The following is a 21,987-nucleotide window of genomic DNA, read 5'->3' on the forward strand; positions in this document are numbered from 1 at the left end:
AATGGCTGTCGATGACCGCCTTCGTCTTCCCGACGACTCCGGCGCACTCGTCGTGCTGCAGGACCGGCAGGCGAGTACCGTCGGCATGGTGCGCGACAACGCCGCAAAGCTCGCGTCGGATCTGACCGCGCTTCGGGCGACACGGGTCTTCCTGTCGACCGATCGGGCGGATCACCTCATCGTCTCCCTGTTCGCCTGTCGCGCTGCGTCGTGCGATCTCGTGCTTCACCGTGCTCCCGGAGCGACCGGCGAATTGGTCGCAGCGATGGACGCCGATGTCGTCCTCGGCGCCGACCTCGTCGCCATGGCCACCGGGCGCTCGCGCACCAGGCCAGCCGCGCCGCAAGTCGTCTTGATGACCTCGGGCACGACGGGACTTCCGAAGGCGGCAGGGCACGATCTCGACCGTCTCGCCGGGCTGATCCCCGTCGACAGGCCGGGACCCGCGGCGCGTTGGCTGCTCACCTACCATCCCGCGAGCTTCGCGGGTTTCCAGGTCATCCTCACGGCCTTGTTGGGACAGGCGCCGCTGGCCGCGCTCGCGCAGCCCGATGTCGTGGCTCTCACCGAGCTCGCCGTCGGTTTCGCGCCGACGGCGATCAGCGGCACGCCGACCTTCTGGCGCGCATTCCTGCTGGCGCTGGACGGACGGGACTCACGCCTTCCCCTGCGTCATGCGACGCTCGGCGGCGAGGCGGTCGATCAGGCGACCCTCGATCGCCTACGCGCGCATTTTCCGCAGGCGCGGATCACACACATCTATGCCTCGACGGAGGCGGGCGCTGCATTCGCGGTTCGCGACGGTTGTGCCGGCTTTCCGGCCGCCTGGCTCGCCGAGGATCGCGACGGCCTCGCCATGCGCATCGAGGACGGGGTGCTCCAACTGCACAGCCCCCGCCGGATGGCGGGCTACGTCTCCGGCCATGCCACGCCGCTCGATGCGCAGGGCTGGCTGGATACCGGCGATCTGGTGAAGGTCGAGGGCGATCGCGTCCTCTTCTGTGGCCGCGCCAACAGCGTCATCAATGTCGGCGGACAGAAGGTCATTCCCGAGGAAGTCGAGGCCGTCATCCTGAAAGTGCCTGATGTGGTCGACGCGCACGTCAAGGGCATGCGCAACCCGATCACCGGCGAGTTGGTGGCGGCCGACATCGTCGTGGCGCCGGGCGCCGACGCCGATCGTGTGACCGCCGCGGTGAAGGCGGCCGTGCGCGCCTTGCCAGCCTATGCCGCGCCCCGTATCGTCCGGGTCGTCCCTGAACTTGCCGTGACGGCAGGCGGGAAGAAGCACCGCGCCTGATGCCGACGAGCAATCCCCGCACCGTGATCGTGACCGGAGCCAGCCGGGGCCTTGGCTTGGCGATCGTGCGCGACCTCGCCACGCACGGCTATCGGATCGCCGGCTGCAGCCGCGGCATGACGCCCGAACTGGAGAAGCTGGTCGCCGCCGGCGACGTCTTCTGGCACGGCTGCGACATCGGCCACGCCGACCAGGCCGACGCCTTCTTTGCCGCTGCCGAGAAGTGGGCCGGCGCGGCGGGCTTCTGGGGCCTCGTCAACAACGCCGGCGTGGCCGGCGAGGGCATCCTCGCCACCTATCCCAATGTCGACATCGAGCGGATCATCCAGACCAACCTGACCGGCGCATTGCAGATGGCTCGGCTCGCCGCTCGGCATCTGCTGCGGCGCACGGGCGGCGGGCGCATCGTCAACGTCTCCTCCATCATCGGCCTGCGCGGCTATACCGGGCTCGCCGCCTATTCGGCCTCCAAGGCGGGCATGGACGGCATGACGCGCGCGCTTGCCCGCGAGATGGGCCGCCGCGGCGTCACCGTGAACTCGATCAACCCCGGCTATCTCGATACCGAGATGTCGTCGGGCCTCGCCGACGAGCAGCGCCGACAGATCGTCAACCGCACGCCGCTCGGCCGGCTCGGCACGGTGGACGACGTCTGCCCGGTCGTGCGCTTCCTGCTGAGCGACGACGCCCGCTTCGTCACGGGCCAATGTCTCGTCGTCGACGGCGGCATCACGGCCTGAGCGGGCGATGGCGGTCGAGATCCAGACGGCGCGTCGGGCCGACCTCGAGGCCATCACCGCGTTCCTCAAGCGCGACTGGCCGCAATACATCGCGCCGCCCGAAGGCCGGCACGTCACCGTCGGCAACTGGATGCCGGGCCGTGACGACTACGGGCTGAAGCTGACGGTCGACGGCGCGCTGGCCGGCTTCCTGGGCGCCAGCTATTCGGTGCGGCCGGTCGACGGCGCGGAGGAGCGCTTCTGCGCCATCGCGCCGTGGTTCGTGCGGGAGGAGCACCGGCGCCATAGCCTGCCGATGCTGCTGAAACTGCTCTCCGACAAGAGCCTGACCTACGTCAACCTGACGCCGACCCGCGACATGTTCCGCCTGTTCAGCACGCTGGGCTTCGCCAGGCTCGACGAATGCAAGCTCCTGATGCCGCCGTTCTTCAATCTGCCCGGACTGCGGCCATGGCGCGGCCGGCTGTTGACCCGGCCCGACGACGTCGCCCGCGCCCTGATGGGCGACGACCTGCGTACCTTCGAAAGCCATCGCGAATCGCGCTGCTGCCATGTCGCGGTCGTCTCCGACGGCGGCGTCGCCTACGTCGCCGGCGCACGTCGCATGCTGCGGCCGAACATGCCCTTCGCCGAACTCCTTCACGTCAGCCGTCCCGGATTGCTGGCGCCCATGATCGAGCGCATCGTGTGGCTGATGTGCCGGCGTCTGCGGGCCGTCGCCGTCGCCGCCGACGAACGGCTGCTGGCCGGCGCGCCGGTCCGCGCCTACAGGTACCGCCTCAACGCGCCGCCGCTCTTCAAGTCGGCGCGCCTGCCGCGCGAGAAGATCGACAATCTGTGGAGCGAGTTGGCCCTGTGATCGGAACCCTGCGCGAGACCGTCCGCGGCGCCGCCATCCGGCTGATGGCGCTGCGCAAGCTCGGAGCCGCGGTGCAGCCCGGCATCCGCTTCGTCTGCTATCATGACGTGCTCGATCACGAGACCGCTTCGCTCGAGCATCAGCTCGGCGTGATGGCGCGCATGGGGACCTTCGTCGACCTCGATGGGGCGATCGATCTGATGGCCCGGGGAGGCGCCATCGCCACGCCGCTCTTCACCGTCACTTTCGACGACGGACTGGAGACCTCATGCAGCAACGCCTGGCCGGTGTTCGAGCGACTGGGCATTCCCTTCTCGGTGTTCATCATCACGAGCTTCGTCGGCACCAAGGGCTACATGGGCTGGGCCGACATCGAGCGCATGGCGCGCTCGCCGGTGGTCACGTTCGGCTCCCACACGGTCAACCATCGCAACCTCGCCCGGCTCTCGGCCGACGAAGTGCGCTTCGAGTTGGCCGATTCCAAGGAGCGCATCGAGGCCGCCACCGGCAAGCCGTGCGATCATTTCTGCTGCCCCTGGGGCCGGCCGGGGCGCGACTTCCAGCCCGACCGCGATCCGCGGATCGCGCTCGATGTCGGCTACAAGAGTTTCCTGACGACGGCACGCGGCCTGACGCGAACGGGCGACCGCCTGCCGATGGTCAAGCGCGACGTGATCCACATGCATTCGTCGGACGCCGAATTGCGGCATTTCCTCGCCTGAGGAACCGGCGGCCTCGGGGCGGTTGTTTCCTCCGCTCGCGCCGGCAACGTCGAAGCTTGCGATCGCGCGCGTCGCAAGACTTCGTGCGCTCAGCGCCGCTCGAAATCGATGCGTTCGTCGACCGGCAGGCCGAGCAGGTGGCGGCGCAGGCAGTCGAGCGCCAGCTCGACGGCGCCGACACGGACCCAGTCGCGGCCGCCCAGCAGTCGCGCCTGGCGTACCACCGAGCCCCTGTCGTCGGCGATCCGCACCGAAATGGTGCCGCCGAGATCGGGCCGGTCGATGCCGGCGAGCAGTTCGGCGTCGTAGTCGACGGCGAGCGTCAGCGCGTGGCTCGCTCCGCTCTCCTTGCGCAAGGCCTCGGCCGGGGTGGCGGCCCCGATGACGCCGCGCCTGAAGATGGCGGCGGCCGACGGGTGCGGGGCGAGGCGGGCGGCGAGATGGCCGCCGGTGACGGTCTCGGCGACGACAATCGTGGCGTCGCGTGACTTGAGCGCCGCCAGCACGACACCCTCCAGCGTCTGGTCGTCTTCCGCGACGATGAAGTTGCCGAGCCGCCTGCGCACCTCGGCCTCGACCGGGGCGAGGCGGCGTTCGAGATCGGCGTCGTCGTCGCCGCGCACGGCGAGCTTGGTTTCGAGCTGCGGATAGTGCGCCTGGAAGCCCAGCTTGATGCCGCTGCCTTCGAGACCGGGAATGTCGGTCAGCATCTGGTCGGCCCGCGATTCGCCGATGCCGAAGGAGTGGAAGCGCTTGAGGCGCGTCACGCCCCGGATGCCGCCGAGCTTCATCAGCCGCGGCACGATCTGCTCGTCGAGCATGCGGCGCATCTCGCGCGGCACGCCGGGAGTGAAGAAGAAGCGTGCCTTGCCGATGGTGACGGCGAAGCCGCAGGCCGTGCCGATCGGATTGTCGATGAACTCGGCGTTGGCCGGCAGCAAGGCCTGCTTCTTGTTGTTGGGCGGCATGACCCTGCCGCGCCGACGGTAGGATTCCTCCATGCGGCCGAGCCAGTAGTCGCTCAGCACGAGCTCGACGCCAGCCGCCTGGGCCGCGACCTCCTGCGAGAGATCGTCGACGGTCGGGCCGAGCCCGCCGTTGACGATCACCGCATCGGCGCGCTCGCCGGCCTGGCGGAACGCCAGCAGCAGGCTCGACCGGTCGTCGCCGACCGTCGTTCCCCAATGGACGTCGAGGCCGAGATCGGTCAATCGGCGGGAGATGTGGCTGTAGTTGGTGTTGATGGTCTTGCCGGTGAGGATCTCGTCACCGGTGCAAAGGATCTCGACGCGCATGCGACGGCCAGTATCGCGGCAAACGGCCCGCGCCTCAATTGCCCTGCTCCTCGATAGTCCAATGGAATTCCACAGTGGCCCCGTCCGTCCGGCCTGCGTAAGCTCGCGCCGGTTCCGATTGCAGGGGAAACGCGAGAGATGGCCGAGCCGAGCGACGACGAGATCTTTGCCGAGCTGCGAAAGATCGACACGCCCACCATCACCAACGTGGTGGCGACCTATCCGAAAAACCCGCTCTGCCTCGGGCTCTACAACCCGTGGACCGAGAACTGGTACACCGACACCTCGATCCGCTGCATCTACCCCGAGATGGGCGCGACCATCGGCTATGCCGTGACCTGCGTCTACGGCCTGCCCGACCCGAACTACTCGGGCCGGCTTTCCTTCATGGACGTGGTCGACGCCCTCGACGCCATGAAGAAGCCGACCATCCTGGTGATCCAGCAGAAATGGCCGCCCGAACTGCACAACAAGGCGGGCCTCGCCGGCGAGATGATGGTGAGCTCGATGATGGCCGTGGGCTGCGTCGGTATGCTGTCCAACGGCCCGTCGCGCGACGTCGACGCCATCCGCAAGCTCAAGTTCCAGCTCTTGCTGGGTGGGGTCACGGCCGGTCACGGCGAGATGGCCGTGCAATCGGTCAACGTGCCGGTCTCGGTCGGCGGCATGGACGTGGCGCCGGGCGATCTCATCCACATGGACGAGAACGGCGCCGTGAAGTTCCCGGTGCAGCATGCCCGCACGGTGCTGAAGAACGCCCGAGCGATGCTCGACGACGAGGCTCGCCGTCTGGTCGAGATCCGCAAGGCCAGGACCGCCGCCGAGGTCCGCTCCGCCAATTCCGGCGGGGCCTACACGCAGAAGAAGCCGTGACCTGCGCTAGCGCTCGCTGGTCCGCCGCGAGACGAACAGGAAGGCGAGCGGGGCGGTGAGCAGCGGCACCAGCGTCATCAGGTGGAAGGCGTTGATGTAGCCGATCATGCTCGCCTGTCGATGGATCTCGCCGGCCAGCCGCGACTGCACGTGCAGTTCGCCGAGGTGGCCGAAGGCGGAGAACCACGGCACCACCAGGTCGCGCGAGAACGGCGTGATCGAGCTCGCGAGGTTGACGTTGGCCTCGGCCATGGAATGGGCGAACACCACGAGAGTCAGAGAGACGAACACGCTCGAGCCCAGCATGCGGATCAACGCGAAGATGGCGTTGCCCTGGGTCAGCAGCCGCACCGGCATGGTCGAGAAAGCGAGCACGGCCATCGGCGTGTAGCTGAGCCCAAAGCCGAAGCCGTGCAGAACGTTGCTCCACATCACGTCCTCGACCGTGATCTGCATGTCGAAGGCGCCCATCATCAGCCCGGCGTAGGCCTGTATCGACAGGCCGAGGAACAGGCAGAGACGCGGATTGAACTTGGTGAGCTGGGCGACGACGAAGAACGAGCAGAGATTGCCGAGCCCTCGCGACGCGACCAGATAGCCGACCATCGTTTCGGGATAGCCCTGCAGTTCCTGCAGCAGGGGTGGGAACAGCACCATGGGCGTGTACTGCAGCATGCCCATGATCAGCGCGACCGCGATGCCGATGGAGAAGTTGCGATCGCGGAAGGTGGCGAGGTCGAACAGCGGTTCGCGAGTCGTCGCGAGGTGGATGGCGAACATGGTGAAGAACAGCACCGCCAGGCAGCACTCCACCACCGTCTCGGGCGAGTCGAACCAGTCGTTGCGCTGACCGCGATCGAACAGCAGCTGTGTCGCGCCGATGGCGATGGCGATGAAGACGAAGCCGGTGTAGTCGAAGCGCCGCGCGCGGCCCTTCTCCTCGTCGCTGAGCGCGGCGAAGGCGAGCGATCCGGCGAGCACGCCGAGCGGCAGGATGAGGAAGAAGGTCCAGCGCCAGCTCATCATGTCGGAGACGAGGCCGCCGAAGGTCGGTCCGATGATCGGCCCCATGACGCCGCCGACACCCCACATCATGATGATGAAGGGGTGCTGGCTGCGGTGGAAGCTGGCCAGCAGGATGGTCTGGCCCATCGGAAAGATCGGCGCGCCGAAGGCGCCCTGGATGACCCGCCACAGCAGCAGCGTCTCGAGCGAATCGACGAGGCCGCACATCATCGACGAAACCGTGAAGCCCGCGACCGACGAGACCATCAGCGTGCGCCAGCCCAGCTTGGCCGCCAGCCAGCCGGTGAGCGGCGTGGCGATCGCGGTCGCCACCAGGTTGAAGGTCAGCACCCAGGAAATCTGGTCCTGGGTCGCCGACAGCGCGCCCTTGAGCTGCGGCAGGATCACCGTGACGCTGGTCGCGGTCAGGCCGAACAGGATGGTCGTGAACTGCACCGACAGCAGGATCAGCCATTGTCGGGCGGAGAGGGCTCCCATGGCGCGATGCTAGGTCGGTGTGGCTGTTCGACAAAGCGCCGACGCCGGAGGCGAAACCCGGGTTTGCGCTGCGGTACCGCTAGCCGGTAGGGTCGCTCGCGAAAGCGGAGGGAACGTGGGATGAAGGAACTGTCGAAGGATCTTCGCGAGGTGCTGGCCAGGGTCGGCACCTCCACCCTGACCGGCGTGCTCAACCGGCGCGGATTGAGGAGCATGACGCTGTTCGACGTCTGGCCGCTCCGGCCCGAGCAGCCGCCGATGGTGGGCATCGCCTTCACCATGCGCTTCATCCCCTCGCGCGAGGACAAGGACGGCCCGACCTCGACCAATCGCAGCACCGTGCAGCCGCAGGCGATGGAGGAGTGCCCGCCCGGCCACGTGCTGATGATCGACTCGCGCGGCGATTCGCGGGCGGCCTCGGCGGGCGACCTCTATATCGGCAGGCTCAAGGCGCGCGGCGCGGCAGGCATCGTCACCGATGGCGGCTTCCGCGACACCAACGGCGTCTTCAAGACCGGGCTGCCGGCCTATCACCGCCGCCCCTCCTCGCCGCCCAGCCCGATCGTGCACCGGCCGGTCGATCTGCAGCTGCCGATCGGCTGCGGCGGCGTCGCCGTCTATCCGGGCGACATCGTGGTCGGCGATCGCGACGCCGTCCTCGTGATCCCACCCGACATCGTCGACGCCGTCGCCGAGGAGGCGCTCAAGAACTACGAATACGAGGAATGGGCCGAGCTCGAGGTCCGCAGGGGCCGCTCGCTCAAGGGGCTCTTCCCCGTCGCCGGCGACGACGCCAAGCGCGACTACGAGGAATGGAAGAAGAAGGGCGGCAAGAAATGATCCTTCGCTGGGAGCGCGCCACTCCGTGGCGCGTCATTTGTTCAGGCGAGCACTTCCCCACGGCCAAAGCTGAGGCGCTTCCACCAAGCCGGCTTTGACCGGATTGAAGTCGACATAGTGCAGCACGGCCGCATAGTGCTCGTCGTTCCTGATGAAACGATCCCAATAGTCGTGCTGCCAGAACGCGCCCGTCCGGCCAAGGCGCAGGTTGGCCTCGCGGGCACTGAAGCGCTTCCACGAGCTGACGATCGCGCCAAGTCGGACACCTGGCATGGGCGCCAGGAGAACGTGGACGTGGTTCGGCATGATGGTCCACGCCAGCAGGCGATATCGCGAAGCATCGAATGCCAGGAAGGCATCCTCCACGAGCCGGGCGATGTCGTCGCGCTTCAGCCAGCAGGCGCCGCAGCCCCGATCAAGCATCTCGTCTCTCAGGCTCTCGGCTCGATCGGCAGCTCGCAGCTTTGCCAAGGCGATCTCTGGCAAGCTGTTGGCGAGCCGGAACGTGACGGATTGGACAACGTCTTGCGAGTCGAAGTGGGGGAGATAACCCCGCGAGTGCCAGCCTTTGTGTTCCATCGTGAGCGGCAAGGAAGATGCGCCACGGAGTGGCGCGCCCCCAGCGAAGACTACACCCGCGCCATCACCTCGCTCTTGAAGCGCTTCATCTCGGCCAGGATCTCGGGGATCGTGCCGCCGGCGAAGCTCATGTCGATGGCGCCGACGCCCAGCGCCTCCATGGCCTTGATGTCCTTGGCGAGGTCCGCCGTCGTGCCGGAGAACAGCCGGCGCTCGCCGTCGCCCGCCCTGTCGGGCACCGTGTCGCCGAAGCGCTGGAAGCGCATCGTGACGCCGACCGCCTTCGGGTCGCGGCCCGCCTCGGCGGTCATCTTGCGCAGCCTGTCGATCGCCGCGCCGAAGCGCTTGAGGCTGTCGAGCGGGAAGGCGGGGTTGGTCGGGATCGGATACCAGGCGTCGCCGAGCCGCGCCGTGCGGCGCAGCGCCGGCCCCGACTCGCCGCCCACCCAGATCGGGATGTTCTTCTGGGCCGGCTTGGGCGCGAAGACGATGTTGTCGAAGCGAACGAATTGGCCGGCGAAGCGCGGCCTGTCGTTCGTCCACAGCTCGCGGAAGGCGGCGATGTATTCGTCGGTCACCTTGCCGCGCGCCTCGAACGGCGGCGCGCCGATCGCCTCGAACTCCTCCTTCATCCAGCCGGCACCGACGCCCAGCGTGACCCTCCCACCCGACAGCACGTCGATGGTGGCGAGTTGCTTGGCCGCCAGGACGGCGGGGCGGTGTGGCACCACCATCACCGACGAGACCAGGCGCAGCCGGCTCGTGCGCGCCGCCACGAACGCCATCTCGATGAGCGTTTCGTTGCGCTCGCCGGCGCCGGCGTTGGTGAACTCGCCGGTGGCGCTGTAGGGATAGGGCGACGTGATGGTGGTCGGGATCACCACGTGGTCGCTGAAGGTGGCGTAGTCGAAGCCCAGCTCCTCGGCGCCGGCGCACAGGCGGGCGAGGGGATCGAGCAGGGACAGCGGGCCCGCCGTCGGTGCGTTGAAGCCGATCTGCATGATGTTCTCCGGGTCAGGCGAGGGTGGTGCGGATGTCGATGCCGCCCTTGAGTGTCAGCGTCACGGGCGTGCGCTCGGCGATGTCGGCCATGCGCTTCTTCTGTTGCTCGTCGATCGCGCCATCGATGGTCAGGACGCGGTCGATGTGCGCCTTGTCGCCGGCGCGGGCGAAGGTCACGTCGGCGTGCACCGCCGTCACCGGCCACTGCTTGCGCTCGGCATACATGCGGAGCGTGATGACGGTACAGGCGCCGAGCGCGGACGTCAGCAGGTCGTAGGGGGCGGGGCCGCTATCCCGACCGCCGAGGCCCGGTCCTTCGTCGGCGGCGAGCTTGTGACGGCCCGTGACGATGGACGTTGCGTAGTTGGTCGTGCCGATGCTTGCCCGCGCGTGCGCCATGTCTCAGCTCCCGGTCAGACGAGGTGGATGAAGGAACGCCGGTCGTCGCGCGCCCGCACCTCGCCGATGATGGTTCCCTCGATGGCGCCGGCGACGGTGACGTCGGCCGGCACGGCGGCGAGAAGGCCGCCCGCCGTCTGGGGATCGAACACCAGGGGCAGTTTGGGATGCGCCGCGAACTTGTCCATGCCGTCGACGAGATGGCGGGCCCGCAGATTCGCGGGTTGCAGCGAACTGGCGAGGCCCTCGACGAACAGCGCCGTCGCCCCCTCCAGGACGGGCAGCGCATCGAGATGGAGATCGACCGAAACCTCGTCGCCGCGGCCGGTGGCGCGGATCATTTCGGCGAGATGGCCGGCGAGCCCGAAGCCGGTCACGTCGGTGCAAGCATGGGCACCGGCCTCCGTCAGCGCCGCCGCGACCGCGGAGGAGGGCAGGCGCATCGATGCCAGCGCCCCGGCGATCCATCGGCCGCGGGCCTGGCCGCGCATGGCGGCGGCGAAGATCACGCCGGTGCCGAGCGGCTTGGTGAGCACCAGCTTGTCGCCCGGCCGCATCCCGCCCTTGCGCAGGGCGCGAGCCGGCGCGACCAGGCCGTTGACCGAGAAGCCGAGCGCCGCTTCGGGGCCTTCACCGGAATGGCCGCCGATCAGCGCGCACCCGGCACGGTCGAGGATGCCGCGTGCGCCGGCCAGCATCTGGAAAAGATCCTCCTCCATCAGGCGCTCGGCGGCGGCCGGCACGACGGCAAGCGCCAGCGCGCTGTGCGGCCGCGCGCCCATCGCCCACACGTCGCCCAGCGCATGGACCGCCGCGACCTCGCCGAAGACGAACGGATCGTCGATGAAGGTGCGGAAGAAATCGACCGACTGCACCAGCGCCTGGCCCGCGGGTACCTCGATCATGGCCGCGTCGTCGGGCGCGTCGAGCCCGATCGTGACCCCGGTGGCCGGCGACGGACCGAGCCGCGCCAGCACGCGCGCCAGCACCGAAGCGCCGACCTTGGCGCCGCAGCCGCCGCAGCGCATGCCGATGTCGGCGAGGAGGCGCTGCGCGTCGGCGTCGGCCAGCCGCGGATCGGGCGCCGCGGGTGCCGGCATCGCCATCCTGCGGTCGGGTGGATCGCGGTACATGCGCATCCACTTGCGGTCGATATGGTCCTTCCAGCGCCACACCCAGGCGCCTTCGACGGACAGGCCGTTGCGCGTCGCCACGGCGCGGCCGTCGCCGGCGCCGAGGATGGAAAGATGGTGCTTCTGCGGCGTGAAGGGTGCGGGCTTCTGTCCGAGCAGGGCACGGCGCAGATTGTCGGCCAGCGGCGGGCCCTGGCGCACGGCGTACACGCCGGCCTTCGGGCGCGGGTGCGCGACGCTGGTGGCGCAATCGCCGACCGCGAAGACGGCGGGGTCGGAAGTCCGCAGCGTCGCATCGATGGCGAAGAAGCCGCGGCCGTCGAGCGCGAGGCCGGTGCCGGCGAACCACGTCGCGGCGCTCGCCTCGGTGACGATGAAGGCGGCATCGAAGTCGAGCGTCGCGCCGCCGGCAAGACGCATGACCCCCGCCTCGACCTGCGTCGTCGCCGCGTTCTCGACCAGCCGGATGCCGCGTTGGCCGAACAGTCGACGGACGACGCGGCGGGCCGAATTCGCCTGGCCGGCGAGGATCTCGTCCCGCGTCGCCAGGGTGACGCTCGGCGCCGCTGCCATTGCGGCCTCGCGCAGGCGGTGGTCGATCGCCAGCGCGAGTTCGACCCCGCCGGCGCCGCCGCCGACCACGACGATGCGCAGCGGGCCCCGCCAGTCGCGCACCCGATCGAGGAAGGCGAGCCAGCGGTGGCCCAGTTCCGCGATGGGCTTGACCGGCGTGGTGTGTTCCCGTGCGCCGGGAATTGCCTCGAGGCTGGGCGCGGCGCCGACGTCGAGCGACAACAGGTCATAGGACACCGGCGGGCGTCCCCCGAGCAGCACCTGGCGGTTGTCGCGGTCGAGACCGACCGCCTCGGCATGGATCAGCCGCGCGCCGGTCCAGGCGCAGAGCCGCGCCAGGTCGATGTGGCATTCGTCGAACGTGTAGTGGCCGGCGACGAAGCCCGGGATCATCCCGGAATAGGGCGTCTCGATGTCCCGTCCGATCAGCGTCAGGCGCACGCCCGGCATCGGCTTCATGGCGAAGCTCTTCAGCACATGGACGTGGGCATGCCCGCCGCCGACCAGCACGAGGTCCTTCAATTGGGGCGCGGCAGCCTGCATCGACCTTCTATATCCGATCGCCGCTGGTGCTGGTACAAGTCCGAAAAATATTGTATATCAATAAATTATATCGATTTCTTTTAGTCATTTCGGAGCTATCTCATGGCCGCCACTTCCGGCCTGACCGTTTCTCCCGGCATTTACGACTCGCGCTCGCCTTGGGCGCTGTCCTGGCCGCTGGTGCTCGGCCTCGCGATCTTCGTCTTCCTCAACAATGCGCGCGGCCTGCCGTTGCTGGCCGATCCGGACAGCCACTGGCACATCGCGGTCGGCCAGTGGATCCTCGCCCATCGCGACGTCCCGACGGTCGACGTCTATTCCTTCACCTTCACCGGCCAGCCCTGGATCGCCAAGGAATGGTTGTCGCAGGTCGCCCTGGCGGTCGCGTACGAGCTCGGCGGCTGGGGCGGCGTCACGAGCCTGAGCGCCGGCGCGCTCGGCGTCACCTACGCGGTGCTGCTGCGGCTGCTGCTGCGCGACATCAAGCCGTTGCCGGCCATCCTGTTCACTGCCGCGGCCGCGATCATGACGGCGCCGCACTTCCTGGCGCGTCCGCACGTGCTGGCATTCCCGGTCATGCTGATCTGGGTGGCCGGCCTGGTGCGCGCCGTCGAGGAGCGCCGCGCGCCCGGGCCGCTGCTGCTGCTCGCCATGCTGCTGTGGGCGAACCTGCATGGCGGCTTCACGCTCGGCCTGCTGCTGGTCGGCGCCTTCGCGCTCGATGCGCTGGTCGGCGCGCGCGACGTGGCGGAGCGACGCGCCCTTTTCGTCGCCTGGCTGAAGTTCGGCATCGCCGCGGTCCTCGTCGCTTGCATCACGCCCTACGGCTACGAATCCATCCTGGTGACGATGCGCATCTTCTCGCTGGGCGATGCGCTCGGCACGATCGCCGAATGGAAGTCGCCGAACTTCCAGAACCAGCCCATGCAGGAACTGATGCTGCTGGTCGCGCTCTATGTCGCGCTGTCGCGCGGCCTCAAGGTGCCGCTCGTGCGCCTGCTGATCGTGATCGGGCTGGTCCATCTTTTCCTGCGCTATGCGCGCAATGCCGAGCTGCTCGCCATGCTGACGCCGCTCGTGCTGGCGCCGGTGATCGTGCGCCAATTCCCGTCGCTGCGCTTCGATCCGGTGGCGCCCGCCGACCATGCGCTGGCGCGGCGGATGCGCGATCTTGGACTACCCGCCGGGATCGGCGCCGTGGTCGCCGGCCTCGCGCTGGCCGGTGCGTTCGCCGTCGGCATGATCCGCCATGCCGACATCGGGCCTCCGGCCGCCAACGCGCCGACGGCGGCGCTGGAGTTCGCGCGCCAGCACGACCTCACCGGCCGGGTGTTCAACCACTACGGCTTCGGCGGCTTCCTGATCGGCGCGGGCGTGCCGACCTTCATAGACGGGCGCGGCGAACTGTTCGGCGGCGACTTCATCAAGAGCTACGTCCGCGCGGTCGCGCTGCGCGGCGAGGAGCCGTTCGACGCGATGCTCGACCGTTACCGCATCGACTGGACCCTGCTGGCGAGCGACCAGGCGGCCAACAAGCTGCTCGCCCGCCTGCCGGGCTGGCGCGAGGCCTATCGCGACGACGTCGCCGTCATCTTCGTGCGCCGCTGAACACGGCGACGGAGGGGCAGGAAATCAGCTCCTGAGCACGATCCAGGTGCAGGTGCCCAGCGCGCAGAGCCTTCCCTGCTCGGTGTAGAGCGCGGTGCCGGAATAGAGCTTGCGGCCGTCGACGCCGATGCGCCAGCCGACGACGGCACAGCGCTCGCCGACACGCGGCGGGTCGATCACCTTCGCGGTCATGCGGCCGGTCAGGGCCGGCCGCCAGTCGTCGGGATCCTGCGCGGCGAAGGCGCCGGGGCAATCGAGCGTGCCCCACACGAACTCGGGCCGGATGCGGCCCTCGGCGTCGGCATGATTGGCGTGCGGGACGTAGCAGGAGAGCGAATAGCCGGGCTGCGGGCCGGCGGTGCCGAGCACGCGCAGGCCGTCGCCGACGGCGCGGCCGCGACCGCACACGATGCACCAGTGGAAATCGCTGTCCTCGGGGCTGCCGCCCACCTCGCCGCGGCTGAGGACGTCGCGCCAGTCGCTCGGCGGGGGCGGCGGCTGCAGGTGATCGACGCGGCCGGCGCGCGCCTCGCAGACCAGCGTCTCGCCGTGCTTCAGCAGCAGCGCGTCGCTGGCGCGGACCAGCGCCATCTCCGTGTCGACCGGGATCGGGGCGCGCAGCGTGATCTCGACGGCGCCGTCGCCGCCGAACGCCGCGGCGAACCTGTTCGCCAGCACGCCGCCGACATAGCCGCCGTTGCCCGAGAGCCTCGGACCGTTGAACCTGCGCTCGATGACGATGGTATCGCTCACGCCACTTCCTCCGCGGCGCGAAACCTGCCGCGCATGGCGGGCTGACGCAAGCGTCTTGCCGTGCGAGGTCGTTGGCCGATGAACCGCTGGCTGCCCTGGAGCCTCGTCGCGCTGTGCTTCGTGCTGGGCGTCGCGAGCCGTTCGATCAGCGACACCTTCGTCGTCTTCGTGCCGGCATTGCAGGGCGCGTTCGACGCCAATCGCAGCTCGGTGACGGTCATCTACAGCTTCGCCCTGCTGGTGGGCGGCACCGCCGCACCCGTCGCGGGCTGGATCGTCGACCGCTTCGGCCTGCGCGTTTTAACCGTGGCCGGCATGACGGCGGCGACGCTCGCCACGCTGGGCGCCTCGCAGGCGACCGCGGTCTGGCACCTCTATATCGGCCTCGGCATCGTCATGGGCTTCGCCAGCGCCTCGACCGCGGGCGTGCTGAGCGCCACCCTGCTCGGCCGCTGGTTTCCTGCGCACCGGCTCGGCGTGGCGCTCGGCGTGGCGTGGTCGGCTGCCGGCATGGGCGCCATCGTCATGCTGCCGCTTGCCCAGCATCTCATCGAGACCGTCGGCTGGCGCGAGGCCTACAAGGTCTTCGCCATCGTGAGCGCGGTGTTCGTGCCGCTGCTCCTGCTGCTGCCGTGGCGGCGAATCGAGCGCGGCGCGCCCGACCTCGCGCCGGTGCGCGCGGCGGCTGGGCCCGGGCCGACCGTCGGCGAGGCCGTGCGCGAATGGCACTTCTGGGCGCTCACCTGTTCCTTCGGCCTGACCTCGGTCGGAATCTTCGCGCTGGTGCCGCAGGCCATGGTCTACCTGCTCGAGCGCGGCATCGACGGCGCCTATGCGGCGCGCGCGCTCGCCGTCGCGGGCTTCCTGACGCCGCTCGGCATGGTCGGCTTCAGCTGGCTCGCCGATCGCGGCGGGCGCAACATCGCGGCATTGCTCGCCTACGGCTGCTCGATCGCCGGCGTCGGTGCGCTCGCCCTGGTGCGCGGGCCGGGCGACGATCTGTGGCTATGGCTCTACGTGCTGCTGTTCGGCGGCAGCATGGGCTCGCGCGGCCCGATGATCTCGACGCTCGCCACCCTGCGCTACCGCGGCCGGCATTTCGGCCGCATCTACGGCCTGATCAGCATCGGCATGGGCTGCGGCGGCTTCCTCGGCGCGTGGCTGGGCGGCCTGCTGCACGACTTCACCGGCGACTACGCCGCCGTCATGCTGCTGTCGGTCGCCGCGCTGGCGCTTGCCGCGGCGGCGCTCGGTGCGGAGGCGCGGGCGCGCGAACGCGTCGGCCGGAGTTTGTGACGAGTTCGCGGCACGACGACATATTGTGTTTCCTCGAAACCTTGGCAAAATGCGCGCGCCATGATGGACCGCATCGACTTTCCAAGTAGTCCCAATCAAAGGCCGCGAGGCTAGCCGTGACGCCGGGTCTCGAGTCCTGCCACGCGCTGGTGCTCAACGCGGACTTCCGGCCGCTGTCGTATTTCCCCCTGTCGATCTGGTCGTGGCAGGACGCCGTCAAAGCGGTGTTCCTCGACCGCGTCAGCGTCATCTCCGAGTACGAGCGCAAGATCCACAGCCCTTCCTTCGAGATGCGGCTGCCGAGCGTCATCGCGCTCAAGGAGTACGTGCCGACGGCGCGGCGGCCGGCCTTCACGAGGTTCAACGTCTTCCTGCGCGACAGCTTCAACTGCCAGTATTGCGGGCAGGACTTCGCCACCCACGAGCTGACCTTCGACCACGTGGTGCCGAAGTCGCGCGGCGGCCGCACCGCCTGGACCAACGTCGTCACCGCCTGCAGCCCGTGCAACCTGCTCAAGGGCAATCGGCTGCTGCGCGAGAGCGGCATGACCGTCCAGCGCATGCCGAGCGAGCCGACGACGCAGGAGCTGCAGGAAAATGGCCGCGCCTTCCCACCCGGCTACCTGCACGAAAGCTGGCGCGACTTCCTCTATTGGGACAGCGAGCTGGAGCAGGGCTAGCGCCTTCATATGCGCCGGCGTCAGATCCTCGTCGACAGCCAGATGGCGAGCCGCGAACCCGCCTTGATCGCCGTCGTCAGCATCCCGTAGCCGGGCGTCTCCTCGGCGCCCAAGGCCAGCGCCTCGTCGCGATGCTCGATCTCCTCGGCGCGGAACTTCTCCACCGTGGCGCGCAGCTCGGCCTCGTCGTCGCCGAGCCGGGCGGCCTGGCCGGCATAGTGCTCGTCGATTGTCTCCTCGACCGCGACCGTGCAGGCCATCGCCGCCTTCTCGCCCATCAGGGCCGTCGCCGCGCCGAGCGCGAAGCCCGCGACGCTCCACAGCGGCGACAGCAGGGTCGGGCGCACGCGGCGCTCGACCAACAGCCGGTCGAACTCGGCGCGATGCGCCCGTTCGGCGCGCGCCATCGCCGCGATCTTGCGGCCGGCGGTGCCCTTGGCTCGGCCGGTCCAGCGCAGCGCCGCGAGCTGGCCCTCGTAGATGCGCACGGCGCCGAACTCGCCGGCCTGGTCGACGCGGATGACGCGCTCGACGACCTGGCGGGCGTCGGGATCGCCCGGATTGCGGTTCCCGGCGGTGATCATCGACGCGACCTCACCCAGTTCGCCACGCCCGAGGACAGGACGAACGCCAACGCCAGCGACAGCAGCGCGTTCCATCCCGCCATCGAGATGCCCCACATCGACCAGGCGGTCTGGTCGCAGCGCACCAGCGGCGCGCCGAACAGGTGGCGCTTGAGCTGCTCGGCCGACAGCCCGCGCGGCACGTTGGCGGAGCAGGCCTGCGGGCCCTTCCACCAGCCGTACTCGACCCCGACATGGAAGGCGCCGAGCACGGCGGTGACCAGCAGCGCCGTGATCGCGGTGAGCACGAGGACCAGCGCCAGCCGAGGCCGGGCGAAGGCGGCCGCGGCGAGCAAACCGGCGGCGACCACCACCATGTGCGGCCAGCGCTGCCAGTAGCACATCTCGCACGGCGCCAAGCCGACCACGTACTGGAAGTAATAGGCGCCGCCCAGCAGCGCGCCGCTGCCCAGCACGGCCAGCAGGCCGAGTTGGCTGGGGAGGGGCAGGCGCTCGAGCAGGGACATCGCTTCGCCCTCAGAACAGGTAGCGCACCGCGACGAAGCCGCCGACCAGGGCGATCAGGAACGCCCAGCTCACCAGCGTGAAGCGCTCCTCGATGAAGCTGCGGATCGGCTCGCCGTACTTCCACAGCAAGGCTGCCACGATGAAGAAGCGCGCGCCACGCGTCACGATCGACGCCCACACGAACGTGAAGAGGTCGAAATGGGCGGCACCCGAGGCGATGGTCACCAGCTTGTAGGGGATCGGCGTCAGCCCCTTGATCAATATGATCCAGGTGCCGTACTCGTCGAAGCCCTGGCGGAACTTCTCCATGCCGGCCTCGAGGTGGTAGGCATGGACCACCCAGGCGCCGATCGTCTCGAAGAAATAGTAGCCGATGGCGTAGCCGAACAGGCCGCCCAGCACCGACGTCACCGTGCAGACGGTGGCGATGGTGAAGGCCTTGGACCGGTTGGCCAGGACCATGGGGATCAGCATGACGTCGGGCGGGATCGGGAAGAACGAGCTTTCCGCGAACGACACGACGCCCATGGCGGGCACGGCCTTGGGATGCCCGGCCAGCCGGATCACCCAGTCATAGAGACGACGCAACATGTGCGTCGCCTATAGCCTATTCGGCAGCTTGTTTCAGCCGCGTCGGCACGGCCTCGCCGGTAAATAGCGCGGCGCGGGCGGCCTCGTACTCGGCCTTGAGCCGCGCCACGATCTCGCCCGCGGGCGGCGCGTCGAAGATCTGGCCGACGCCCTGTCCGGCGCCCCAGATGTCGCGCCACGCCTTGGCCTTCTGGTTGCCGCCCGAGCCGAAATTCATCTTGCTCTTGTCGGCCACGGGAAGATCGTCGGGATCGAGCCCGGCGGCGGCGATGCTGCGCTTGAGGTAGTTGCCGTGCACGCCGGTGAACAGGTTGGTGTAGACGATCTCCTCGCCGCTCGACTCGATGATGCACTGCTTGTTGGCATCGGAGGCGTTGCCCTCCTTCGAGGCGATGAAGCGCGTGCCGACATAGGCGAGGTCGGCGCCGACCGCCTGTGCCGCCAGCACCGAGGCGCCGTTGGCGATCGAGCCGGAGAGCAGCAGGCAGCCGTCGTAGAACTGGCGCACCTCGGCGACCAGCGCGAAGGGAGACAGCCCGCCGGCATGGCCGCCCGCCCCGGCGCACACCAGGATCAGCCCGTCGACGCCCGCCTGCAGCGCGCGCCTGGCGTGCTTGACGTTGGTCACGTCGTGGAACACCAGGCCGCCATAGCGCTTGGCCGACGGCACCACCTCGTCGGGCGCGCGCAGCGAGGTGATCTGGATCGGCACCTTGTACTTCTCGCAGAGCTCGACGTCGTGCATCAGCCGGTCGTTGGAGCCGTGCACGATCTGGTTGACCGCGAACGGCGCCACCTTGCGGTCGGGATGCCGCGCCTTGAACTCGCCGAGCTCGCCGGTGATGCGCTTCAGCCACTCCTCCAGCATCTCCTTCGGCCGCGCGTTCAGCGCCGGGAACGAGCCGACGATGCCGGCCTTGCACTGCTCGATCACGAGGTCGGGGTTGGAGACGATGAACAGCGGCGCACCGACCACCGGGATCGAGAGGTTGTCGCGCAGCAGGGCAGGGAGGGCCATCGGGTTTTGCTCCTAGGAATGTCCATTCGCAATCGTCGTCGGGCCTAGCATGGACCGGGCCGGTCAGGAACCGAACGCGGCCCGATGCAGCAGGCGGCCGGGCAGCAGGGTGAGCAGGCCGGCGATCCAGATGCCGCCGAGGTAGACGCCGATCATGGTGCCGCGGTGCGCGCGCAGCCGCCCGCGCCGCGCCGCCCACCAGGCGTAGGGCAGTGCGAACAGCACGAAGACCGAGAGCGCATGCAGCGGCGAGAAGCCGCCTTGGGCGAGGCCGCGGACCCAGAAGGTGCTGATTGCCGACACGACCATCAGGGCGATGTAGATCGTGCCCAACGCCCGGTGCGGCGCGCTGCCCTTGGGGCGCAGCATCAGCCACGTTCCCAGCACGAAGGCCACCGTGATCGACGCCAGATGGATCTGGACGGCGGTGCCCGCCTGGAGGATCGGTTGCCAGCTCACGTCAGCGCAGCGGCGCGGAGGCGCCGCCCTTTTCGGCAGCCCGCTTGTATGCCGGCCGTGCTCGGATGCGGTCAAGGAACGCCTGCAGTTTCGGCAAGCGGTCGCCGAGGCCGACGCGCGCGGCGGCGGCCTCGATGGGGAAGCTCATCTGGATGTCGGCGGCGGTGAACTCGCCGCCGGCGAACCAGTCGCGCCCGCCGAGCTCGCCTTCCAGGAACGCGAAATGGCTGGCGATCTGCGGCGCGAGCAGCGTCCGGTCGGCGCCGCCCGAGATCATGCGCGCGACGGGCCGCAGCAGGAACGGCACGCGACCCGGGATGCGGCTGAAGATCAGCTTCATGACCAGCAGCGGCATCAGCGAGCCTTCGGCGTAGTGCATGAAGTAGGTGTAGCGCCGGTGCTCCTCCGTCCCCGGCGCGGGCCGCAGCCCGCCGCCGCCGTGGCTGTCGATCAGGTACTCGAGGATGGCACCCGATTCGGCGACCGTCCTGTCGCCGTCGGTGATCACCGGCGACTTGCCGAGCGGATGCACCGCGCGCAGCTCCGGTGGCGCCTGCATCGAGGGCAGGCGCCGGTAGGGTTTGATCTCGTAGGGCACGCCGAGCTCCTCCAGCATCCACAGGATGCGCTGCGAGCGCGAGGCGTTGAGGTGATGGACGGTAATCACAGCGGCTCCCTCACAGCGGCCCTGGTCTCCAGTTGCCGTGGAAGCCCGCCGGCACGCGGCTCGAGAGATGGGCGAGCGCCACCGGGCCCCGGGCGATGTCGGTCGCCTCGAACACGGCGAGGTCGCTGCGGCCCTCCTCGGAACGGAAGATCACGCTCAGCACCCAGCCGTCGCCCTCGGCCGCGCCGTCGCTCCGCGGCACGAACACCGGCTCGCCGAAGCGGTCGTCGGCGCCGGCGCTCCAGGTCGCGTTCGTGCCCTTCGCCAGGTCGTAGTGCGTGATGCCCTCGGCGCGCCGCACGCCGGCATGGGCGACGTTGCCCGAGACGATCCAGCCGTGGCGGTAGTCCTTCATGGCGAAGCGCTCGTCGAAGCGCGGGAACTCGCCGGCGCGGTCATCGAGCTGCTCCTCCCTGAAGGTGTTGGCCGTGCCCGTGGGATCGAAGGTCCAGCGGAACAGCCGCGCCGCCGGCGCCTCCTTCGACGAGGGCGAGCCGTCGGGCAGCGGGAACAGCGGCGCGACGTCGTACTTCATGACGTCGATCACGACCTTGCCGTCCGCCGTCTCGAAATGGTTCATCGGATGGAAGACGTAGCAGGGCGGCGCGCTCACCCACTTGGCGTCGGCGACGGTGCCGCCGCGCGGGATGAAGGCGATGTGGCTGCCCTTGTCGGGTTCCCAGGCGAAGGGCGGTTTGCCGCCCATGGCGCGCTCCATCGAGCTGGTGAGCGGGAAGATCGGCAGCACGATCCAGTTCCGCGTCACGGCGAAGTCGTGGATCATCGAGGGATAGGGGCCGTCGATGATCTCGCCGCGCGTCACCCTGCCGTCCTTGTCGACGGCCTGGATCGACACCTCCTTGGTGAAGCGCCCCTTGGCCGAATAGCCGAAGAAGATCATCTCGCCGGTCTCGGGATCGAACTTGGGATGGGCGGTGAAGGGCCCGACCAGCTTGTCGCCGAACGTCTCGTAGCCGCCGTTGACGGGCATCAGGCTCGCCGGGTCGAGCGAGAAGGGCGCATGTGCCTCCTCGAGCGCGAGCAGCTTGCCGGCGTGCCAGACGATGTTGGTGTTGGCGATGGTCGAGTTCAGCGCAAAGACGCGCGGATCGGTGTAGCGCGGATTGCCGAAGGTGCCGGAGAGGCCCTCGCCCTCCCGGTTCTCGATCTCCCACTTGGGCGTGCGTACCCAGCGGTTCTTGTAGGAGACGTTGCCGTTCTCGACGTGGAAGGCGTGGATCATGCCGTCGCCGCCGAACCAGTGATAGGGACCGCGCGGCGCGAATTGCGGGTTGGGCCCGTTGCGGTAGAGCGTGCCGCAGAGTTCCCTCGGCATCTCGCCGGTGATGTGCAGATGGGCGGCATCCGCCTCGGCGTTCACCGGCGCGTAGTAGCCGCGCAGGAAGGGGTTGTCGGTCGGGAAGGCCTTGGCCATGGCGCGCTCCTCAGTCTGACGCTTGACG

At 69.1% G+C, this 21,987-nt stretch carries 23 protein-coding genes; 9 read left to right on the top strand and 14 right to left on the bottom strand.

What is annotated here, in order from left to right:
- Nucleotide 1: 1 nt before the first annotated feature.
- From KIT25_02945 to KIT25_02960, 4 genes are read left to right on the top strand one after another with little or no spacing between them, the layout of a single operon-like run.
- A complete protein-coding gene (locus tag KIT25_02945) occupies nt 2–1,300 on the top strand; it encodes a long-chain fatty acid--CoA ligase (GenBank protein UYN95918.1) in 1,299 nt (432 codons plus the stop codon).
- Complete coding sequence (locus tag KIT25_02950) at nt 1,300–2,040, top strand: SDR family oxidoreductase (GenBank protein ID UYN95919.1); 741 nt, start codon at nt 1,300–1,302, stop codon at nt 2,038–2,040. Before KIT25_02945 ends, KIT25_02950 begins: the two co-directional genes overlap by 1 nt.
- Nucleotides 2,041–2,047: 7 nt before the next feature.
- The gene (locus KIT25_02955) at nt 2,048–2,899 is read left to right on the top strand and encodes a hypothetical protein (GenBank protein UYN95920.1); all 852 of its coding nucleotides are present in this window, start codon (nt 2,048–2,050) and stop codon (nt 2,897–2,899) included.
- A complete protein-coding gene (locus KIT25_02960) occupies nt 2,896–3,621 on the top strand; it encodes a polysaccharide deacetylase family protein (protein ID UYN95921.1) in 726 nt (241 codons plus the stop codon). The genes KIT25_02955 and KIT25_02960 overlap by 4 nt, the downstream gene beginning before the upstream one ends.
- A gap of 89 nt (nt 3,622–3,710) precedes the next feature.
- Here the strand turns inward: KIT25_02960 and KIT25_02965 are convergent, their stop codons facing one another.
- The gene (locus KIT25_02965) at nt 3,711–4,916 is read right to left on the bottom strand and encodes a CinA family nicotinamide mononucleotide deamidase-related protein (protein ID UYN95922.1); all 1,206 of its coding nucleotides are present in this window, start codon (nt 4,914–4,916) and stop codon (nt 3,711–3,713) included.
- Between the two features lie 138 nt (nt 4,917–5,054).
- Between KIT25_02965 and KIT25_02970 the strand changes: the two genes are divergently transcribed.
- The gene (locus tag KIT25_02970; GenBank protein ID UYN95923.1) at nt 5,055–5,789 is read left to right on the top strand and encodes a hypothetical protein; all 735 of its coding nucleotides are present in this window, start codon (nt 5,055–5,057) and stop codon (nt 5,787–5,789) included.
- Between the two features lie 6 nt (nt 5,790–5,795).
- Here the strand turns inward: KIT25_02970 and KIT25_02975 are convergent, their stop codons facing one another.
- Entirely contained in the window at nt 5,796–7,292 is a 1,497-nt protein-coding gene (locus KIT25_02975; protein UYN95924.1) for a DHA2 family efflux MFS transporter permease subunit, read from the bottom strand.
- Nucleotides 7,293–7,412: 120 nt separating this feature from the next.
- Between KIT25_02975 and KIT25_02980 the strand changes: the two genes are divergently transcribed.
- Nucleotides 7,413–8,132 carry a ribonuclease activity regulator RraA gene (locus KIT25_02980; GenBank protein ID UYN95925.1) on the top strand — a complete coding sequence of 240 codons (720 nt, stop codon included), beginning with the start codon at nt 7,413–7,415 and terminating at the stop codon, nt 8,130–8,132.
- Nucleotides 8,133–8,165: 33 nt separating this feature from the next.
- Here KIT25_02980 and KIT25_02985 read toward each other — a convergent pair whose 3' ends face one another.
- The 4 genes from KIT25_02985 to selD are packed head-to-tail and all read right to left on the bottom strand — an operon-like array spanning nt 8,166 to nt 12,361.
- Entirely contained in the window at nt 8,166–8,711 is a 546-nt protein-coding gene (locus KIT25_02985) for a transposase (GenBank protein UYN95926.1), read from the bottom strand.
- Between the two features lie 50 nt (nt 8,712–8,761).
- Nucleotides 8,762–9,712, bottom strand: a complete 951-nt coding sequence (locus KIT25_02990) for an LLM class F420-dependent oxidoreductase (protein ID UYN95927.1) — start codon at nt 9,710–9,712, stop codon at nt 8,762–8,764.
- Between the two features lie 13 nt (nt 9,713–9,725).
- On the bottom strand, nt 9,726–10,112 hold the full coding sequence (locus KIT25_02995; protein UYN95928.1) for an OsmC family protein: 387 nt from the start codon (nt 10,110–10,112) through the stop codon (nt 9,726–9,728).
- Nucleotides 10,113–10,126: 14 nt separating this feature from the next.
- Nucleotides 10,127–12,361, bottom strand: a complete 2,235-nt coding sequence (gene selD, locus KIT25_03000) for a selenide, water dikinase SelD (GenBank protein UYN95929.1) — start codon at nt 12,359–12,361, stop codon at nt 10,127–10,129.
- A gap of 102 nt (nt 12,362–12,463) precedes the next feature.
- Between selD and KIT25_03005 the strand changes: the two genes are divergently transcribed.
- Complete coding sequence (locus KIT25_03005; protein UYN95930.1) at nt 12,464–13,969, top strand: hypothetical protein; 1,506 nt, start codon at nt 12,464–12,466, stop codon at nt 13,967–13,969.
- A gap of 24 nt (nt 13,970–13,993) precedes the next feature.
- Here KIT25_03005 and KIT25_03010 read toward each other — a convergent pair whose 3' ends face one another.
- Nucleotides 13,994–14,722, bottom strand: a complete 729-nt coding sequence (locus tag KIT25_03010) for a hypothetical protein (GenBank protein ID UYN95931.1) — start codon at nt 14,720–14,722, stop codon at nt 13,994–13,996.
- Nucleotides 14,723–14,800: 78 nt separating this feature from the next.
- Between KIT25_03010 and KIT25_03015 the strand changes: the two genes are divergently transcribed.
- Nucleotides 14,801–16,018 carry an MFS transporter gene (locus tag KIT25_03015; protein ID UYN95932.1) on the top strand — a complete coding sequence of 406 codons (1,218 nt, stop codon included), beginning with the start codon at nt 14,801–14,803 and terminating at the stop codon, nt 16,016–16,018.
- Between the two features lie 116 nt (nt 16,019–16,134).
- Nucleotides 16,135–16,698: an HNH endonuclease gene (locus KIT25_03020; protein UYN95933.1), complete on the top strand. Its 564-nt coding sequence runs from the start codon at nt 16,135–16,137 to the stop codon at nt 16,696–16,698.
- A gap of 20 nt (nt 16,699–16,718) precedes the next feature.
- Here KIT25_03020 and KIT25_03025 read toward each other — a convergent pair whose 3' ends face one another.
- The 7 genes from KIT25_03025 to KIT25_03055 all read right to left on the bottom strand — a co-directional run bounded on the left by KIT25_03025 (nt 16,719) and on the right by KIT25_03055 (nt 21,959).
- The gene (locus KIT25_03025; protein ID UYN95934.1) at nt 16,719–17,282 is read right to left on the bottom strand and encodes a demethoxyubiquinone hydroxylase family protein; all 564 of its coding nucleotides are present in this window, start codon (nt 17,280–17,282) and stop codon (nt 16,719–16,721) included.
- The gene (locus KIT25_03030; GenBank protein UYN95935.1) at nt 17,279–17,788 is read right to left on the bottom strand and encodes a disulfide bond formation protein B; all 510 of its coding nucleotides are present in this window, start codon (nt 17,786–17,788) and stop codon (nt 17,279–17,281) included. The genes KIT25_03025 and KIT25_03030 overlap by 4 nt, the downstream gene beginning before the upstream one ends.
- A 10-nt stretch (nt 17,789–17,798) precedes the next feature.
- A complete protein-coding gene (locus tag KIT25_03035) occupies nt 17,799–18,380 on the bottom strand; it encodes a DedA family protein (GenBank protein UYN95936.1) in 582 nt (193 codons plus the stop codon).
- A 16-nt stretch (nt 18,381–18,396) separates the two neighbouring features.
- Nucleotides 18,397–19,398, bottom strand: a complete 1,002-nt coding sequence (locus KIT25_03040) for a nitronate monooxygenase (GenBank protein UYN95937.1) — start codon at nt 19,396–19,398, stop codon at nt 18,397–18,399.
- Nucleotides 19,399–19,461: 63 nt separating this feature from the next.
- Complete coding sequence (locus tag KIT25_03045) at nt 19,462–19,857, bottom strand: DUF2306 domain-containing protein (GenBank protein ID UYN95938.1); 396 nt, start codon at nt 19,855–19,857, stop codon at nt 19,462–19,464.
- Between the two features lies 1 nt (nt 19,858).
- Nucleotides 19,859–20,524, bottom strand: a complete 666-nt coding sequence (locus tag KIT25_03050) for a glutathione S-transferase (GenBank protein ID UYN95939.1) — start codon at nt 20,522–20,524, stop codon at nt 19,859–19,861.
- A gap of 10 nt (nt 20,525–20,534) precedes the next feature.
- Nucleotides 20,535–21,959, bottom strand: a complete 1,425-nt coding sequence (locus KIT25_03055; GenBank protein ID UYN95940.1) for a carotenoid oxygenase family protein — start codon at nt 21,957–21,959, stop codon at nt 20,535–20,537.
- Nucleotides 21,960–21,987 lie beyond the last annotated feature (28 nt).

This window comes from Enhydrobacter sp., from assembly GCA_025808875.1.
Lineage (GTDB): Bacteria > Pseudomonadota > Alphaproteobacteria > Reyranellales > Reyranellaceae > Reyranella.

Coding starts and splice junctions, on each gene's coding strand:
- KIT25_02985 (UYN95926.1), bottom strand. CDS start 8,711: ATGGAACACAAAGGCTGGCACTCGCGGGGTTATCTCCCCCACTTCGAC.
- KIT25_03015 (UYN95932.1), top strand. CDS start 14,801: ATGAACCGCTGGCTGCCCTGGAGCCTCGTCGCGCTGTGCTTCGTGCTG.
- KIT25_02970 (UYN95923.1), top strand. CDS start 5,055: ATGGCCGAGCCGAGCGACGACGAGATCTTTGCCGAGCTGCGAAAGATC.
- KIT25_02945 (UYN95918.1), top strand. CDS start 2: ATGGCTGTCGATGACCGCCTTCGTCTTCCCGACGACTCCGGCGCACTC.
- selD (UYN95929.1), bottom strand. CDS start 12,361: ATGCAGGCTGCCGCGCCCCAATTGAAGGACCTCGTGCTGGTCGGCGGC.
- KIT25_02995 (UYN95928.1), bottom strand. CDS start 10,112: ATGGCGCACGCGCGGGCAAGCATCGGCACGACCAACTACGCAACGTCC.
- KIT25_03025 (UYN95934.1), bottom strand. CDS start 17,282: ATGATCACCGCCGGGAACCGCAATCCGGGCGATCCCGACGCCCGCCAG.
- KIT25_03005 (UYN95930.1), top strand. CDS start 12,464: ATGGCCGCCACTTCCGGCCTGACCGTTTCTCCCGGCATTTACGACTCG.
- KIT25_02965 (UYN95922.1), bottom strand. CDS start 4,916: ATGCGCGTCGAGATCCTTTGCACCGGTGACGAGATCCTCACCGGCAAG.
- KIT25_02990 (UYN95927.1), bottom strand. CDS start 9,712: ATGCAGATCGGCTTCAACGCACCGACGGCGGGCCCGCTGTCCCTGCTC.
- KIT25_03030 (UYN95935.1), bottom strand. CDS start 17,788: ATGTCCCTGCTCGAGCGCCTGCCCCTCCCCAGCCAACTCGGCCTGCTG.
- KIT25_03040 (UYN95937.1), bottom strand. CDS start 19,398: ATGGCCCTCCCTGCCCTGCTGCGCGACAACCTCTCGATCCCGGTGGTC.
- KIT25_03035 (UYN95936.1), bottom strand. CDS start 18,380: ATGTTGCGTCGTCTCTATGACTGGGTGATCCGGCTGGCCGGGCATCCC.
- KIT25_02955 (UYN95920.1), top strand. CDS start 2,048: ATGGCGGTCGAGATCCAGACGGCGCGTCGGGCCGACCTCGAGGCCATC.
- KIT25_02950 (UYN95919.1), top strand. CDS start 1,300: ATGCCGACGAGCAATCCCCGCACCGTGATCGTGACCGGAGCCAGCCGG.
- KIT25_02980 (UYN95925.1), top strand. CDS start 7,413: ATGAAGGAACTGTCGAAGGATCTTCGCGAGGTGCTGGCCAGGGTCGGC.
- KIT25_02975 (UYN95924.1), bottom strand. CDS start 7,292: ATGGGAGCCCTCTCCGCCCGACAATGGCTGATCCTGCTGTCGGTGCAG.
- KIT25_03055 (UYN95940.1), bottom strand. CDS start 21,959: ATGGCCAAGGCCTTCCCGACCGACAACCCCTTCCTGCGCGGCTACTAC.